The organism is Pseudomonas sp. FYR_2 (assembly GCF_043106425.1).
In the GTDB taxonomy this organism is placed as follows: Bacteria; Pseudomonadota; Gammaproteobacteria; order Pseudomonadales; family Pseudomonadaceae; genus Aquipseudomonas; species Aquipseudomonas monteilii.
On record NZ_JBICMM010000009.1, the window covers coordinates 1 to 15,065 of the forward strand.

General features: G+C 63.1%; 17 protein-coding genes and 2 pseudogenes. 13 read left to right on the forward strand and 6 right to left on the reverse strand.

Features of this window, described 5'->3' with window-relative positions; translation table 11 throughout:
• Positions 1 to 25 precede the first annotated feature (25 nt).
• The 7 genes and pseudogenes from ACF8R4_RS01600 to ACF8R4_RS01630 form a co-directional block, all read left to right on the forward strand.
• Positions 26 to 1,408, forward strand: a complete 1,383-nt coding sequence (locus tag ACF8R4_RS01600; protein ID WP_392491553.1) for a sigma-54 interaction domain-containing protein — start codon at positions 26 to 28, stop codon at positions 1,406 to 1,408.
• A gap of 211 nt (positions 1,409 to 1,619) precedes the next feature.
• Positions 1,620 to 3,011 carry a GntP family permease gene (locus tag ACF8R4_RS01605; RefSeq protein ID WP_104834770.1) on the forward strand — a complete coding sequence of 464 codons (1,392 nt, stop codon included), beginning with the start codon at positions 1,620 to 1,622 and terminating at the stop codon, positions 3,009 to 3,011.
• Between the two features lie 10 nt (positions 3,012 to 3,021).
• A complete protein-coding gene (gene hbdH / locus ACF8R4_RS01610; protein WP_392491555.1) occupies positions 3,022 to 3,792 on the forward strand; it encodes a 3-hydroxybutyrate dehydrogenase in 771 nt (256 codons plus the stop codon).
• Positions 3,793 to 3,847: 55 nt separating this feature from the next.
• A complete protein-coding gene (gene eco, locus ACF8R4_RS01615; RefSeq protein WP_060499309.1) occupies positions 3,848 to 4,327 on the forward strand; it encodes a serine protease inhibitor ecotin in 480 nt (159 codons plus the stop codon).
• Between the two features lie 166 nt (positions 4,328 to 4,493).
• Entirely contained in the window at positions 4,494 to 6,452 is a 1,959-nt protein-coding gene (locus tag ACF8R4_RS01620; RefSeq protein WP_104834773.1) for an acetoacetate--CoA ligase, read from the forward strand.
• A 33-nt stretch (positions 6,453 to 6,485) separates the two neighbouring features.
• Positions 6,486 to 6,761 carry a peptidylprolyl isomerase gene (locus ACF8R4_RS01625; RefSeq protein WP_016715601.1) on the forward strand — a complete coding sequence of 92 codons (276 nt, stop codon included), beginning with the start codon at positions 6,486 to 6,488 and terminating at the stop codon, positions 6,759 to 6,761.
• Positions 6,762 to 7,608: 847 nt separating this feature from the next.
• A pseudogene (locus ACF8R4_RS01630) lies at positions 7,609 to 7,734 on the forward strand (autotransporter outer membrane beta-barrel domain-containing protein); the annotation flags it as partial.
• Positions 7,735 to 7,836: 102 nt separating this feature from the next.
• Here the strand turns inward: ACF8R4_RS01630 and ACF8R4_RS01635 are convergent.
• Positions 7,837 to 8,460, reverse strand: a complete 624-nt coding sequence (locus ACF8R4_RS01635; protein WP_104834775.1) for a LysE family translocator — start codon at positions 8,458 to 8,460, stop codon at positions 7,837 to 7,839.
• A 131-nt stretch (positions 8,461 to 8,591) separates the two neighbouring features.
• On the opposite strand from ACF8R4_RS01635, the gene ACF8R4_RS01640 reads away from it, so the two are divergent.
• Together ACF8R4_RS01640 and ACF8R4_RS01645 are read left to right on the forward strand one after the other, a co-directional pair.
• The gene (locus ACF8R4_RS01640) at positions 8,592 to 9,401 is read left to right on the forward strand and encodes an AraC family transcriptional regulator (protein ID WP_060501080.1); all 810 of its coding nucleotides are present in this window, start codon (positions 8,592 to 8,594) and stop codon (positions 9,399 to 9,401) included.
• 87 nt (positions 9,402 to 9,488) lie between these two features.
• Entirely contained in the window at positions 9,489 to 10,103 is a 615-nt protein-coding gene (locus tag ACF8R4_RS01645; protein ID WP_060501078.1) for a LysE family translocator, read from the forward strand.
• On the opposite strand, the gene ACF8R4_RS01650 is transcribed toward ACF8R4_RS01645, so the two are convergent.
• Positions 10,051 to 10,782: a metallophosphoesterase gene (locus tag ACF8R4_RS01650; protein WP_060501076.1), complete on the reverse strand. Its 732-nt coding sequence runs from the start codon at positions 10,780 to 10,782 to the stop codon at positions 10,051 to 10,053. The genes ACF8R4_RS01645 and ACF8R4_RS01650 overlap by 53 nt on opposite strands.
• Before the next feature lie 75 nt (positions 10,783 to 10,857).
• Here ACF8R4_RS01650 and ACF8R4_RS01655 point away from each other — a divergent pair, with 75 nt between their 5' ends.
• From ACF8R4_RS01655 to ACF8R4_RS01665, 3 genes are all read left to right on the forward strand, one after another.
• Complete coding sequence (locus ACF8R4_RS01655) at positions 10,858 to 11,373, forward strand: DUF3016 domain-containing protein (RefSeq protein WP_104834778.1); 516 nt, start codon at positions 10,858 to 10,860, stop codon at positions 11,371 to 11,373.
• A 75-nt stretch (positions 11,374 to 11,448) separates the two neighbouring features.
• Entirely contained in the window at positions 11,449 to 12,192 is a 744-nt protein-coding gene (locus ACF8R4_RS01660; protein ID WP_392491558.1) for a carbon-nitrogen hydrolase family protein, read from the forward strand.
• Positions 12,189 to 12,431 (forward strand): hypothetical protein, encoded by a 243-nt coding sequence (locus ACF8R4_RS01665; protein ID WP_156866976.1) that lies wholly within the window; start codon positions 12,189 to 12,191, stop codon positions 12,429 to 12,431. The genes ACF8R4_RS01660 and ACF8R4_RS01665 overlap by 4 nt, the downstream gene beginning before the upstream one ends.
• 4 nt (positions 12,432 to 12,435) lie before the next feature.
• Here the strand turns inward: ACF8R4_RS01665 and ACF8R4_RS01670 are convergent, their stop codons facing one another.
• From ACF8R4_RS01670 to ACF8R4_RS01680, 3 genes and pseudogenes are all read right to left on the reverse strand, one after another.
• Positions 12,436 to 12,936, reverse strand: a complete 501-nt coding sequence (locus tag ACF8R4_RS01670; protein WP_060501070.1) for a methylated-DNA--[protein]-cysteine S-methyltransferase — start codon at positions 12,934 to 12,936, stop codon at positions 12,436 to 12,438.
• 72 nt (positions 12,937 to 13,008) lie between these two features.
• Entirely contained in the window at positions 13,009 to 13,809 is an 801-nt protein-coding gene (locus ACF8R4_RS01675; protein ID WP_156866977.1) for a lipopolysaccharide biosynthesis protein, read from the reverse strand.
• A 160-nt stretch (positions 13,810 to 13,969) separates the two neighbouring features.
• A pseudogene (locus ACF8R4_RS01680) lies at positions 13,970 to 14,270 on the reverse strand (fatty acid--CoA ligase); the annotation flags it as partial.
• Between the two features lie 64 nt (positions 14,271 to 14,334).
• Here ACF8R4_RS01680 and ACF8R4_RS01685 point away from each other — a divergent pair.
• On the forward strand, positions 14,335 to 14,571 hold the full coding sequence (locus tag ACF8R4_RS01685; RefSeq protein ID WP_367616156.1) for a hypothetical protein: 237 nt from the start codon (positions 14,335 to 14,337) through the stop codon (positions 14,569 to 14,571).
• On the opposite strand, the gene ACF8R4_RS01690 is transcribed toward ACF8R4_RS01685, so the two are convergent.
• Positions 14,508 to 14,867, reverse strand: a complete 360-nt coding sequence (locus ACF8R4_RS01690; RefSeq protein ID WP_156866978.1) for a hypothetical protein — start codon at positions 14,865 to 14,867, stop codon at positions 14,508 to 14,510. The two genes, ACF8R4_RS01685 and ACF8R4_RS01690, sit on opposite strands and share 64 nt — an antisense overlap.
• Positions 14,868 to 15,065 lie beyond the last annotated feature (198 nt).

Here is a 15,065-nt window from a genome sequence, read left to right on the forward strand (position 1 = left end):
ATACAATGATTCAGGATGTTTACCCATGCACCACAACGACAGCCTCAAGAACTACCCCCAGGTACGGCAACTGGCAATTCACTCGCTGTTCGAGATCATCGAGCAGTCCAGCGAAGGCACGGTCATCGTTGACCGCAATGCACGTATCGTCTGGATGAACGAACGCTACGCCCGGCGCTTCGGCCTGGCCGATGCCGCCAGAGCCATCGGCCAGCCATGCGAGGCGGTGATCCCAGGCAGCCTGATGCGCGACGTGGTGAGCAATGGCCGGCCAATCCTGCTGGACATGCTCGACACCTCGAACGAGCCCCTGGTGGTGATGCGCCTGCCGATCCACGACGACCAGGGCGCACTGATCGGTGCCATCGGCTTTGCACTGTTCGACGAACTGCGCAGCCTGTCGCCACTGCTTAAACGCTACGCCAGCATGCAGCAGGAGCTGGCCTCGACCCGCTCGCAACTGCGCGCCCGACAAGCCAAGTACAGCTTCGCACAGTTCGTGGGGAGCAGCGCTGCCAGCCTGGAAGCCAAGCGCCGCGCCCGGCGCGGTGCGGGCAGCGATTCGCCGGTGTTGTTGCTGGGCGAAACCGGTACGGGCAAAGAGCTACTGGCCCATGCCATCCACGCGGCGTCGGCGCGGGCGCACAAAGCCTTCGTCAGCATCAACAGTGCAGCGATCCCTGAAACGCTGCTCGAAGCCGAATTTTTCGGCACCGCGCCGGGTGCGTTTACCGGCGCCGACCGCAAGGGCCGCAGTGGCAAGCTGCAGTTGGCCGAAGGCGGCACGCTGTTCCTCGACGAGATCGGCGACATGCCGCTAGCCCTGCAGAGCAAGCTGCTGCGCGTACTGCAGGAAAAGGAATACGAGCCGGTTGGCTCGAACCAGATGCTGCGCAGCGACGTGCGCATCATTGCCGCCACCTCCATCGACCTGCAGGCAGCCATGGCCCGTGGGGCGTTTCGCGCCGACCTGTATTACCGGCTGAATGTGCTGCCGATCGACGTGCCGCCGCTGCGGGAGCGTCTGGAGGATTTGCCAGCGCTGTGCGAGACCATACTGGGTGAACTGGGCAGCCAGTACGAGCTGGAGGCTGATGCGCAACAACTGCTGGCGCGGCATGCATGGCCGGGGAACATTCGCGAGCTGCGCAATGTGCTGGAGCGCGCGACATTGCTGGCGGATCAGCCACGGTTGGGGGTGGCGGACTTGCGTGCGGCATTGGGGCCGTTGAGCCCGATAGCGGCCGGGCCGGTGCGACAGACATACCGGGAGGCCTGCGAGGCATTCGAGCGCAAGTTGATTGGCGAGGCCCTCGCAGAATGCGAGGGCAATGTGCCGCAGGCTGCTCAGGCATTGGGGCTAGGACGGTCGACCCTGTACAAGAAGATGGTTGCACTTGATCTCTGATTAGAGACTATAGTTTCCATGTTGAGACTATCGCGAGGGCTTTGCCCTTGTGCCTCGGCGGGACGCAACGCGAAACAAAAATCTCGAATTAGAGACAAATATTTCAAAACAAACAAAAAATACTTATAAATCAATATCTTATATTTTGGCACGATTCCCGCTATCTCCTGCACACCGATAAAAACAAGACTCACCCAGGAGACCCTCCCCGATGACCGTGCTCATCGCCCTCGCCGCTCTGGCCCTGCTGATGCTGGCTGCCTATCGCGGTTACAGCGTAATCCTCTTTGCCCCCATCGCCGCCCTCGGCGCCGTCCTGCTCACCGACCCCTCTGCCGTGGCCCCCGCGTTCACCGGGGTGTTCATGGAGAAAATGGTGGGCTTCATCAAACTCTACTTCCCGGTGTTCCTGCTGGGCGCTGTGTTTGGCAAGCTGATCGAACTGTCCGGCTTCTCCCGGTCGATCGTTGCCGCCGCCATCCGCCTGCTCGGCACCCGTCAAGCGATGCTGGTCATCGTGCTGGTCTGCGCCCTGCTCACTTACGGCGGTGTCTCGCTGTTCGTGGTGGTGTTCGCGGTGTACCCGTTCGCCGCCGAAATGTTCCGCCAGAGCAACATCCCCAAGCGCCTGATCCCGGCCACCATCGCCTTGGGTGCATTCTCTTTCACCATGGACGCCCTGCCGGGCACCCCACAAATTCAGAACATCATCCCCAGCACCTTCTTCAACACCACCGCCTGGGCGGCGCCATGGCTGGGCCTGATCGGCACGTTGTTCGTGTTCTTTACCGGCATGGCCTACTTGCAACGCCAACGCAACAAAGCCCAGCGTGCAGGTGAAGGCTATGGCACCGACTTGCGCAACGAACCGGAAACCGCTGCCGACCTGGCCCTGCCCAACCCCTGGCTGGCCCTGTCCCCGCTGATACTCGTGGGGGTAATGAACCTGTTGTTCACCCACTGGATCCCCCAGTGGTATGGCCCCAGCCACAGCCTGCAACTGCCCGGCATGAGCGCGCCAGTGCAAAGCGACGTGGCCAAACTCACGGCCATCTGGGCAGTGCAGGCAGCATTGCTGGTGGGCATCCTGATGGTGCTGGTGTGTGCCTTTGGCGCCATCCGCACGCGCCTGGCAGAAGGCACCAAAAGCGCGGTGGGGGGTGCTTTGCTGGCGGCCATGAACACCGCTTCCGAATATGGCTTTGGTGCAGTGATCGCCTCGCTGCCAGGCTTTCTGGTGCTGGCCGATGCCCTGCGTGGCATCCCCAACCCGCTGGTCAACGAAGCCATCACCGTGACCTTGCTGGCCGGCATCACAGGCTCCGCTTCGGGCGGAATGAGCATCGCCCTGGCGGCCATGGGCGACACGTTCATCGCCGCCGCCCATGCCGCCAACATCCCGCTCGAAGTACTGCACCGGGTGGCCGCCATGGCCAGCGGTGGCATGGACACCCTGCCACACAACGGCGCGGTGATCACCTTGCTGGCGGTGACCGGCCTGACCCACCGCGAGGCCTACAAGGACATTTTCGGTATTACCCTGATCAAGACCCTGGCGGTGTTCGTGGTCATCGCCACCTTCTACGCCACCGGCATCGTCTAAGGAGCTATGCATGACCCTCAAAGGCAAGACTGCACTCGTCACCGGTTCTACCAGCGGCATTGGCCTGGGCATCTCCCAGGTGCTGGCCCGCGCGGGCGCCAATATCGTGCTCAACGGCTTTGGCGACCCGGCAGCGGCGCTGGCCGAGATCACCCGGCACGGGGTGAAAGCTGTTCACCACCCGGCCGACCTGTCGGACGTGGCCCAGATTGAAGCGTTGTTCGTACTGGCCGAACGCGAATTCGGTGGTGTCGACATTCTGGTCAACAATGCCGGCATCCAGCATGTAGCACCGGTGGAGCAGTTCCCGCAGGAAAGTTGGGACAAGATCATCGCCCTCAACCTGTCGGCCGTATTCCATGGCACGCGGCTGGCGCTGCCGGGCATGCGCGCGCGCAACTGGGGGCGCATCATCAACATCGCGTCGGTACATGGCCTGGTCGGTTCGACTGGCAAGGCAGCCTATGTGGCGGCCAAACATGGTGTGGTCGGCCTGACCAAGGTGGTCGGGCTGGAAACGGCCACCAGCAATGTCACCTGCAATGCCATCTGCCCAGGCTGGGTGCTGACCCCGCTGGTGCAGAAGCAGATCGACGACCGTGCTGCCAACGGTGGCGACCCGCTGCAGGCACAGCATGATCTGCTGGCCGAGAAGCAACCATCGCTGGCGTTCGTCACCCCCGAACACCTGGGTGAGCTGGTACTATTCTTGTGCAGCGAGGCCGCAAGCCAGGTTCGCGGCGCCGCCTGGAACGTCGATGGTGGCTGGTTGGCCCAATGACGGGCGGCCTGGGCCTGGCAGTGGTCTCGTATTCGATTATTTGCAAGGAGGCCTTATGCGCCCTACCCCGATGCCCGCGATTCTGGCCCTGACCCTGGCTGCCGCAGCCCCTGTGATGGCAGCCAGCCTGAAGGACGTCGCCCCCTACCCCGAGGCAGAAAAAGGCTTCACCCGGCAGGTGATTCACCTGCCGGCACAGGCTGACGAGTCGGCCTATAAACTGGAAATCCTCGCTGGCAAGACGCTGCAGGTGGACTGCAATCGCCAACGCCTGGGCGGCAACCTGGAAGAACGCACCCTGGAAGGCTGGGGCTACAATTACTACCGCCTGGACAAGGTCAGCGGCCCGGCCAGCACGCTGATGGCCTGCCCGGATGGCAAGAAGACTGAGGCCTTCGTGCCGGTGGTCGGTGACGGCTTCCTGCTGCGTTACAACAGCAAGCTGCCGGTAGTGCTGTATGTGCCCAAGGATGTCGAAGTGCGCTACCGCGTGTGGTCGGCATCGCAGGACGTGCAGAAGGCTAAAGTAGAATAAACAGCCTGCGCGGTCACTGTAGGAGCGGCTTCAGCCGCGAACACCGGCAACGCCGGTGCCATGCACCGCGCCGGCTTCTTCGCGGGTAAACCCGCTCCTACAGGGGACTTCCTTCATCTGCCCCACAGATGACAAGCCCGCGGTTGGCAGTAACGGGAGGAAACGCATGAACGATGTGCTCTGGCGCCCCTCCACGGCGCAGGTCAAGGCCAGCCGGATGGATGCCTTCCGCCGACGGGTCAACCTGCGCTACAACCTGCAACTCACCGACTACCAGGCGCTGCACCGCTGGAGCATCGAACAGCGGCCCGCCTTCTGGCAGACCCTTGCCGACTATTTCCACGTGCGCTGGCACACCCCGGCGAGCCAAATGCTGAGTGAAGGGCCACAAATGCCCGAAGCGCAGTGGTTCGCCAACGCCACCCTGAACTTCGCCGAACACCTGCTGCGCCGTCGCGACGACCGCCCGGCCGTTGTTTCCATACGCGAGGATGGCCACCGCCAGGCGCTCACCCACGCCCAGCTGGCCGCCCATGTAGCGGGGTTGCAAGCGGCGTTCAAGGCCGCAGGCATCGTCGCAGGCGACCGTGTGGCTGCCGTGATGCCCAATACCTGGCAAACACTGGTGGCCATGCTTGCCTGCACCAGCCTCGGCGCGATCTGGTCGACCTCTTCGCCCGAGTTCGGCGTGAATGGCATCATCGACCGTTTCGGCCAGATTACGCCCAAACTGCTGATCGTCTGTGCCGGCTATCAATACGCTGGAAAAGACATCGATCAGGTGGCCAAGGTCAACCATGTGTGCGAGCAGTTGCCAGGCCTGGAGCAGCTGATCGTAGTACCTCATACCCGTAGCGGCACTCGCCCCGACGAGTTCCACGCGGCCCGGGTGAGCCTGTGGGATGACGTCTACCAACCCGGTGGCGAGCCGCGTTTCACCCCGCTGCCGTTTGACCACCCGCTGTGCATTCTCTACTCCAGCGGCACCACCGGCGTGCCCAAGTGTATCGTCCACCGCGCCGGTGGCGTGTTGCTGCAGCACCTCAAGGAACACGGCCTGCACAACGACCTGAAAGCCGATGACGTGTTGTTCTACTACACCACCTGCGGTTGGATGATGTGGAACTGGCTGGCCAGCGGCCTGGCCATAGGCGCCACGCTGGTGCTGTACGACGGCTCGCCGTTCCACCCCGGACCCGAACGGCTGCTGGACTTGATCGACGCCGAGGGCATCCACGCCTTCGGGACCAGCGCCAAGTACCTGGCAGCGCTGGAGCAGGCGGGCCTTGAGCCTGCAGCCAGCCACAACCTGGCCAGCCTGCGGTTGCTGCTGTCCACCGGTTCGCCGCTGTCACCCCACAGCTATGACTACGTGTACAGCAAGATCAAGGCTGACCTGTGCCTGGCGTCCATGTCGGGCGGTACCGACATTGTCTCGTGCTTCGTGCTGGGCAACCCGACCCTGCCAGTGCGCCGTGGTGAAATCCAGTGCATGGGCCTGGGCATGGCGGTGGAAGTGTGGAATGAGCACGGCCAGCCGGTGCTGGACGAAAAAGGCGAGCTGGTGTGTACCCGCAACTTTCCCTGCATGCCGTTGGGATTTTGGCACGACCCGGACGGCAGCCGCTATCACGACGCCTATTTCAGCCAGTACCCGGGGGTTTGGGCCCAAGGCGACTATGCCGAACAGCGCACCCATGGCGGCCTGGTGATTCACGGCCGCTCGGATGCCGTGCTCAACCCGGGCGGCGTGCGCATTGGCACGGCGGAGATCTACCGCCAGGTGGAGAAAGTCGAGCAGGTGCTGGAAAGCGTGGCCATCGGCCAGGACTGGAAAGGCGATGTGCGTGTGGTGCTGTTCGTACGCCTGCAAGACGGCCTGCAGCTCAATGAGGCCCTGCGCCAGCGCATTCGCCAGGTGATACGCCAATTCACCACCCCCCGCCATGTGCCGGCGGTGATTGCCCAGGTCAGTGACATACCACATACCATCAGCGGCAAGCTTGTGGAGTTGGCGGTTCGCAATGTGGTGCATGGCTTACCGGTGAAGAACACCGACGCGCTTGCCAACCCGCAAGCGCTGGAGCAGTTTCGAGATCGCGTGGAGTTGCGCGAGCAGGCATAATGCCGCCCTTTTTCCCCGAAGCACAGGTACCCCATGAAAGCCCAAGCCCGCCACATCCTGGTCAAGACCGCTGACGAAGCCGAAAAGCTCAAGCAGCGCATCGCCAACGGCGAGGCTTTCGACGTACTGGCCAAAAAGTTCTCCATTTGCCCGTCAGGCAAACGCGGTGGTGACTTGGGCGAAATCCGTCCGGGCCAGATGGTCGGTGCCATCGACCAGGTAATCTTCAAAAAGCCGCTGCGCGTGGTGCACGGGCCGATCAAGAGCAAGTTCGGCTACCACCTGGTGCAAACCTTCTACCGCGATTGATGGCAGCGGGCCACCTGACATTTTTGCCAGTTGTTCCGTCACCTTACAATACATACAACACAGGCAGGGCCGAAGCGACGCTTTAGGTAGTGGACCCTTCAATGGACACGGAAACCTGCCTATGCGCTGCCCTCGCCTGCTGCTGCCTGCCGCATTCCCCCTACTTACCCTGCCTTTGCTGGCTCACGCTGAATCCCTGACCGTTTCATCCGGTGACAATCTGGGTGCCCTCGTGCAGACGAATGCGGCCGACACGTTCACCATCGGCGGCGGCACAGTTCTGTCATTGCAGCAAGGCAATGGCCAAGACACGTACACCATGTCTGGCGGTACGTTGGGCTCGCTGAACCAGGGCGGTGACATGGACACGTTCACCATGACCGGCGGCACCATCGGCGGTGATATCAGCACCAGTAGCGGCCTAGACAAGATCACCCTCAGTGGTGGCACGCTCAAAGGTGAGATACGTGCCGGCAACGATAACGACATTTTTACCTGGTCGGGCGGGCGCATCGGCGGCCCGGTAAGAATGGGGCCAGGTGACGACCAAGGAAATATCATCGGTCTCGACTCGAAGACATTGGTCACTGACCTGGATGGGGGCCCCGGCAGCGATAGCCTGGTGTTCGAAAAAAGCCAAATAGACGGTGGCGCGCAGTACGTGAACTGGGAGGCCATAGGCCTGTTCGATGACAGCCGTCTCACGCTCGACGACACATTGACCCTCGGCGACGACGGCACCGGCACAGGTGCCCTGATCATCGATGACAGCAGCGCACTGCTGTCCCGTCAAGGCACGATCACCGCGAAGGGCAATGGCCAAAGCGCTTCAGTGCTGAATGCCGGGATGATAGACCTCAGCACGGGCAATGACGCCCAGGGCCGACTGACTATAAACGGCAATTACGAGGGCGATAACGGTCTGCTACGTGTCAACAGCGTACTTGCCGGTGACGATGCGGCGTCTGACCGACTTGTCGTCAGTCGGCCTGCATGGCGGCGTGCAATACACCGCCAACCTGGACAGCCGCCAGCAGGAAGCCAGCGGCGTGAACCTGGGCGTGCGCTGGCAGTTCTAGCGGCGTGCCGCCAGCAAGCCGAGGCCGGCGCAGCCCAGCAGGGAGGCGCTAACCCGGTTGAACAGGCGGCGCGGGCCAGGCTGGCTGAACCAACGCTGCATGTAGGCGCCCAGGCCTGAGTAAATGGCAATGGCCGCCCATTCCAGCAGCAGAAACAGCACACCCAGCCACAGGAACTGCTCGCTCACCGGGGTGGCGCTACCGACCGAGACGAACTGCGGCAGGAAGGCGGTGAAGATCAGGATCGCCTTGGGGTTGCCGGCCGCCACCCAGAACTCCTGGCGTGCCAGGCGCCACGTGCCACTCGGGTGGTCACTTGCCACCACGGCTTCGCCCACCGGTGCGCGCCACAGTTGCCAGGCGATGTAGAACAGGTAGGCCGCACCCACCACCTTGATGGCCAGGAACAGGTATTCGCTGGTGTGCAGCACCACCGCCAGGCCCATGGCCGCCAAGGCGATCATGCCGCTGAAGGCCAGGATACGCCCGCCACCCGCCACGCAGGCGGTGCGCAGGCCGTAGCGGCTGGCGTTATGAAGCGACAGCAGGTTGTTTGGCCCGGGCGCCATGTTCAGGGCGAAACAGGCGGGGATGAAAAGCAGCAGGCTAGAAAGGTCCATTCTTGTTTTCCTTTGGCAACAGGCGTCTATTTCGGCGGGTGCCGGGCCTTGCGGTCAAGTTACAGCCAGCGTGAAAAACTGTACGGGTGCGCGGCAACTGTTACCCTGCTGGCAAAACCGAGGACCTTGTGATGCCCCGCCCCCACACCGCGCTATGGCGCGACCCGGCACTTGCGCATGTGGAAAGTCGCCGCGCCTGCCATAGCCGGGCTTGCTACAAGGCCCACAGCCACCCCACGTTTTCCATCGGCGCGGTGGATGCTGGCCATAGCCATTTCACCGGGGCTGCCGAGGGGCAGGAACGCCTGACGCCCGGCACGCTGGTGTTTGTACCGGCCCACCGCGTCCATGCCTGCAACCCCGCGCCCGGGCAAGCCTGGAGCTACCAGATGCTGCATGTGGACGCCGACTGGCTGACGCAGTTGCGGCTGGAGTCGGGGCTGAGCGGTGCCGGGGCAGGCGAACCGGCGCGTATCTGCCGGGCACCACAGGTGTATCGGCAATTCTGCGAGTTGAACAGTCTGTTGTTCTCCTGCGCCAGCAACGGTGAGAAGGATGCTGCGCTGATCGCCTTTCTGGGAGACCTGGACTACTCGGCCCAGCCGCCGCTATCTGCAGCCCCCGCCCTGGAGGCAAGCGCGCTGAGCGGGTTGGTCGCGCGCATCGAAGGCCAGGACCCGGCGCACTTGAGCCTGGGAGCACTGGCCCATCAGGCCGGGCTTGGGCGCTATCAGCTGATCCGTGCGTTTCGTGCGGCTACCGGGTTTACACCGCATGCCTACCTGCTCAATGCCCGGGTCAATCGCGGGCGCCAGCTGTTGGGTGAAGGGGCGGCGTTGGCGGAGGTGGCCTACCAGCTCGGGTTTGCCGATCAGAGCCACTTCCAGCGGGTGTTCAAGGCCCATGTGGGAGTGACGCCGGGGCAGTACCGAGGGCGCTGAAGGCCCGCCGCCTGGGCTTGCAATATTGTTCAATACGCCTCACAGGCCCTGCCGCAGACTGCGGTTTTCCGCAGAGCAGCCCCACCCATGCAACAGTTCCTGATCATCGCCCTCGCCCACTTCCTCGCGCTGCTATCACCTGGGCCGGACTTCTTCCTGGTGGCGCGCACCTCGATCAACAGCGGTTGGCGCATCGCCAGCGGTGCCTGCCTGGGCATCGCCCTGGCCAATGGCGCGTTCATCGCCATGGCGTTCACCGGCCTGTCGGTGCTGCAGGAAGGCAGCCTGCTGTTCACCGCCCTGCAACTGGCGGGGGCCAGCTACCTGCTGTACATCGGCGTGCTGTTTTTACGCCATGCCGGGCAAACCCGCCTGGGCGCAGTCGCGGGCGAGTCGGCGGTACCGGGTTGGTGGCGGGGCTTGGGCATGGGTTTGTTGTCCGGCATCCTCAACCCCAAGAACGCGCTGTTCTATGCCAGCCTGGCCAGCATGGTCGCCAGTGCCAACGACAGTTGGAAAACAGCGTACGCCTTGTGGATGTTCAGCATCGTGCTGCTCTGGGACTTGCTGGTTGCCGTGGCCATCGGTAACCGGCGGGTTCTGCGGCGTTTCGCCCGCAGCCTGCCGTGGCTGGAGCGGGCCTCGGGCGTCATGCTGGTGGCATTGGCGTTGGCGTTACTGCTGCATCTGGCGCGGGGCTGAGCAGTTTCAGCGTGCGCATGTCCATCAAGCTGAAGTGGCCGCTGGCCCAACCGCCGGTGTCCAGGTGCCAGACATTGCCCAGCAGCTTGGGCTCCAGCACCGGCGTGTGCCCCACCAACAAGGCGCGAAGGCCTTGCACCGGCTGGGTATTGCCTTCCTTCAGCCGCCGCCGCGACCACTGGCACACTTCCCGCACTTTGGGGTCGTCATCCAGTTCCAGCTCCAGCCAACGCCTCAAGGCTGCCCAATCGGCAAACGGGCTGTCGGCATGCAGCAGGCCTACCAGGCCATCTGCGCTTTCCACTTCTATCGCAATCGGCAACTGCTCAAAGCGCTCCACGTAGCGAAGTTGCTCGGCCCGCGGCAGGTCGAGGAACCAACTCCCACCCGCTGCACGGTACATCTCCAGGTCAAGCCGCCCCCCTCGCACGCGGGTGATTGCCAACGCCTCATGGTTGCCTTGCACCGCGTGAAACCATGGCTGCGCAAGCCATTCCAGAGCGGCCTCGCTGTGCGGCCCACGGTCGACCAGGTCACCCACGCTGAACAGGCGGTCCACGGCCGGGTCGAACCTTACCGCTTCCAGGCACTTCTCCAGCCGCTGGAAGTGGCCATGGATATCGCCCACTGCCAGGTCCCGCCCCCGGATGTTGGCAAGCAACCGCCGAAACCGTCCCATTACAATCTTCCTCTGCTGGTGGCGCCATGGCAGGCGTAAAATGGAAGCACTCCCACTCTACCCCGGAGGTGCATCATGCGTACCGCCCTCGTGTGTGCCTTGCTCATGGCGCTGTCACTGCACAGCATGGCACAAGGTGCCCCGCCCGCGCAGGTCGAGGTGCGTTTCGACCACCCGGAAAAATTCCGCGATGCCAGCCTGGACAGCCACGGTTATGAGCGCGGCGCCGATGACTATGTGATGAAAACCCTCACCCAGTACTTGCAGAAGCTCGGCCAACGCTACCTGCAACCGGGCCAGCAACTGGTCATCGACATCCGCGATATCGACCTGGCCGGGCGCTTCGAGCCTTGGCACAGCCAGGCCTACGATGTCCGCTTCATGCGCGAGATCACCTGGCCGACGATTGACCTGACCTACACCCTCAGCCAGTCGGGCAAACCCGCCCGGCAAGTGGAGGAGCGGGTCAGCGACAAGATGTACCTCAGCCGCCCGGGCCGGGTCGCCAGCAGCAGCGACCGCCTGTATGCCGAGAAGGCCATGCTCAACGACTGGTTCCGCCAACGCTTCGCCGCGCACCCGGCAACCTGAAAAACCCTTCACTGGTACAGGCGTTGGTGCCGGTAGTATGCTCGGCCCTTCAACCTGTACCAGGGAAGGGTTTAGATGAAACTGTGTGCCGTACAACTGGCGTCGCTCAAGGGCGATGTACCAGGCAACGTCCAACGTCACCTGGCCTGCATCGAGCAGGCGGCGGCGCTGGGTGCCGAGCTGGTGGTCTTCCCCGAACTCTCGCTGACGGGCTATGAGCCTACCCTGGCGCGCCAGGCCGCCCTGCCGGTCAGCTCCGCACGGCTGGACCCGCTGCAAGCCGCCTGTGACCGCTTGGGCATCACCGTTGCGGCTGGCTTGCCGTTGCCGACACCCGAAGGTATCCGCATCGGCATGCCGATTCTCAGCCCCATGGCTGCGCGCCAGGCCTATGCCAAACGGCGCCTGCATGAAGACGAGCTGTCTTACTTCACCCCGGGCGATCAGGCATTGCTGCTGCAGGTCGGTGAGCACCGAGTGGCACCGGCAATCTGCTACGAGTCGATGTTCATGGCGCACGCTGCCGCCGCCCGCGAGCACGGCGCCGACCTGTATCTGGTCAGTGTGGCGAAAACCGCCAAGGGCATCCGCGAAGGCTACCTGCATTACCCGGCAGTGGCGCGTGAACTGGGCATGCCGGTGCTGATGGCCAACTGCGTGGGGCCGGCCGACACGTTCATCGGCGCCGGCGGCTCGGCGGCGTGGGACAGCCAGGGACGCTTGCTGGCGAGCCTGGATGACCACAGTGAAGGGCTGATCCTGATGGACACTGGCAGCACCGGCGCCGTGGCCCTGCCCTTGGACCTACGCCCGGCATGATCTACCTGTTACTGGCGCTGCTGAGCTACGCCTGCACCTACTACCTGATCGGCCTGCTCATCCAGGGCCAACTAGCCGATGTGGCCGAAGGCTTACGCCATAGGCCGGACGCGCCTACACCCGGCGAGTACCTGCGCGAGGTCAAGCCCCATGCACGGCGGGCCCACCGGCATTACACCCTGATGGCCGGGTCGGTGTTGGCCATACTGGCCTGCGTGGTCGCCAGCTGGTTCAGCTGACGCGTTACAGGTCCAGTGCCAGGCTTTGCCGGCCCTCCAGCGCCAGCAGGTACTGCTTGGCCGCCAGGCCGCCGGCAAAGCCGGTGAGGCTGCCTGATGCACCGATCACGCGGTGGCACGGTGCGATAATCGAAATCGGGTTGCGGCCGTTGGCGGCGCCTACTGCGCGCACGGCGTTGGGGTTGCCGATCTGCCGGGCGATGTCACTGTAGCTCCGGGTTTCACCGAAGGGTATCGCCAACAACGCGGCCCATACCTGGCGCTGGAACTCGGTGCCGGCAAAATCCAGCGCCAGCTCGAAACGCTGCCGCTTACCCGCAAAGTACTCACCCAGCTGTCGTGCAGTTTCCCGCAGTACCGGGCACTCGTCGTCACGGTACAAGTCGCCGAGGCGAACGCGGTTTTCCCGCTCTTCTTCCCACAATACGGCTGCCAGGCACTCGCCGCGCGCCACCAAGGTCAAAGTGCCGACGGGCGACGACATGAGGGTGAATGCGCTGGACATAAGCGTTTACCTGCCTGTTTGCGATGGGCGTACTGTACGCATCCACAGCCCTGTGCGCATCCGCTTTGTTGCTCAGGTAATGGCACAACCGGCAATCCGCCGCGCTTCGTTGAGGTTGACCTTGGGGATCAGTTCGGCGGGAATGCGTGAGGTGGCCGACAGGTTGTAGACGTGAAAATGCGCGTTCACCACCTCCCGCGCCATCAGCGTCAGCGACGGCAGGATGCGGCTGTCCCAGTGCTGATCCAGCCCGCATGGCGAACAGTGGCCCTGCCCGTTTTCATAGAAACGCCCCACGGTCTGGTCAAGGTCCACCCCGACCAGCAGCACTTCTTCAAAGCCCAGGTGATACGCCAGCTGCAGGGCCACATAGGCCACTGTGCGGGCATCGAAAAAACCATGGGCCAGGTCTTTGCTGAAGGCAATCGAGCGGCTGCGCTTGCTCCACAGCGCGCGGTTGCACACGCAACTGTCACCATGGCCGCGCAAACCGTCCAGCAGGCCCGGTGTGTCGGCTTTGTGCAGGGCATAACACTCGGTACTCGCCGGCACATCGGCACCTTCGTACTGCTCGGGCCAGAGTGCCAGGCGTTTGCTGTCGCGCAAGGCAGTGGCAAACAAGGCCGGCTGCTGCTGGCTAAAGCTTTTGTCGGTGCACACGTAGAAGAAGGGATGGATACGGTGTTTGGCGGTCATGGCGACCGAGCCGTTCATGGCAATGATGGGCAAATGTGCGAACTCGCCCAACGGAAAATGCCTGGCAGAAGCGCCGGAGGCAAGGATCACCACGGGGCCCTGCTGGGTGTTGCGACACGCCTCGAAACTGGAGAACGCCCCGCGTTCAGCGCCTGGCTGCGACGGAAGTGTGTTCATCTTTGGCATCTTTGACCGGACAGTACAAACCACAATACTGATCCGTGTATATGCCGTGGCCGCTTTTACCTAACTTTACCTGGCTGAACATGAGCAAACCGCCTTCCTTTGCCTGGCGGGGATTCGGAACGCTTGCGCCCCTGGAAGGCGCAAGCCAAACCTAGATTTCAGCCTGGCGAATGCGCTTCTTGTCGATCTTGCCGACACTGGTCTTGGGGATCTCGTCCACACAGCTTAGCGGCCGTGGTATCGCCCATTTGTTCAGGTGCCCACTGTCGACATACGGCTGCAGGTGCCCTGGCCAATGCTGGCTGGTCCAGTTGCACACCGTCACAACAGACCACCAGAGCCAACGGTTGTTCCCCCCTGTGGGTCAGGAATACCGATGACCGCCACCGAGGCGACGGACGGGTGTTGGCTGATGAGATTTCCAGCACCACCGAACTCACCCACTGGCCACCGCCTTCCGGAGCAAATAGGCGGCAAACCTGATGCCGAGTCCGAACGCACCGTCGTACCCGGCACGTGCTTCGACTACGTGCTGTCCAAGGCCGGAAGCCGGCAACCCTACAGCGTCAGCTTCGACGGCAACGGCAAAGTGGACAAGACCGCCTTCATGACCTGCGCCGAGTGGAGCAATGCCCAGCACAAGGCCCGCCTGCCCAGCATGGGCGGTTCCAGCGGCTCGGGCTACTGACTCAGTCCAGGCATTCTCGGGCAGCCTGGCGCAATTTGTCGCCCGACAGGAAGCTGCCCTTGTAGAACGTCGCGCGGCTGCCATCGCGAGAATCGACCACGTCCAGCACATCGTCGCTCGCTACGGCACTGGGCGCCGTCAGCCGATAACCGTGGGCGATCGACTTCTGCGTAGCCTGGGGCGCCAGTGCCTGCCACTTTGGCAGGACACAGGCGGCGTACTGCTGCGGCGATTTCTTGGTCAGTTTACTGGCCGTGGGTTTGCCGGGGGTTGCGCAGCCGGCAAGGCTGGCAACTAACGCAGAAGTGATAAAGATACGAAAGGTAGGCATTTTCAATTGGCCATTAGGGATACGCTGCATTCTAACGGGGGTGGCGCCGAGTTACTAATCAACCAAGGTCTGGCTGCAGGTTCTCGCGCAATTGACACAGCAATAGCGCGCTGCTGGATGAGCGCCAGACAGGGATCGACGGTAAGCACCTGACAATTCTGCCAGTAGCGTGAGCAGGTGGAGGCTGCAACAGTAAAGGGGTCAACCCACACGTCGGCAAGGAGTTAC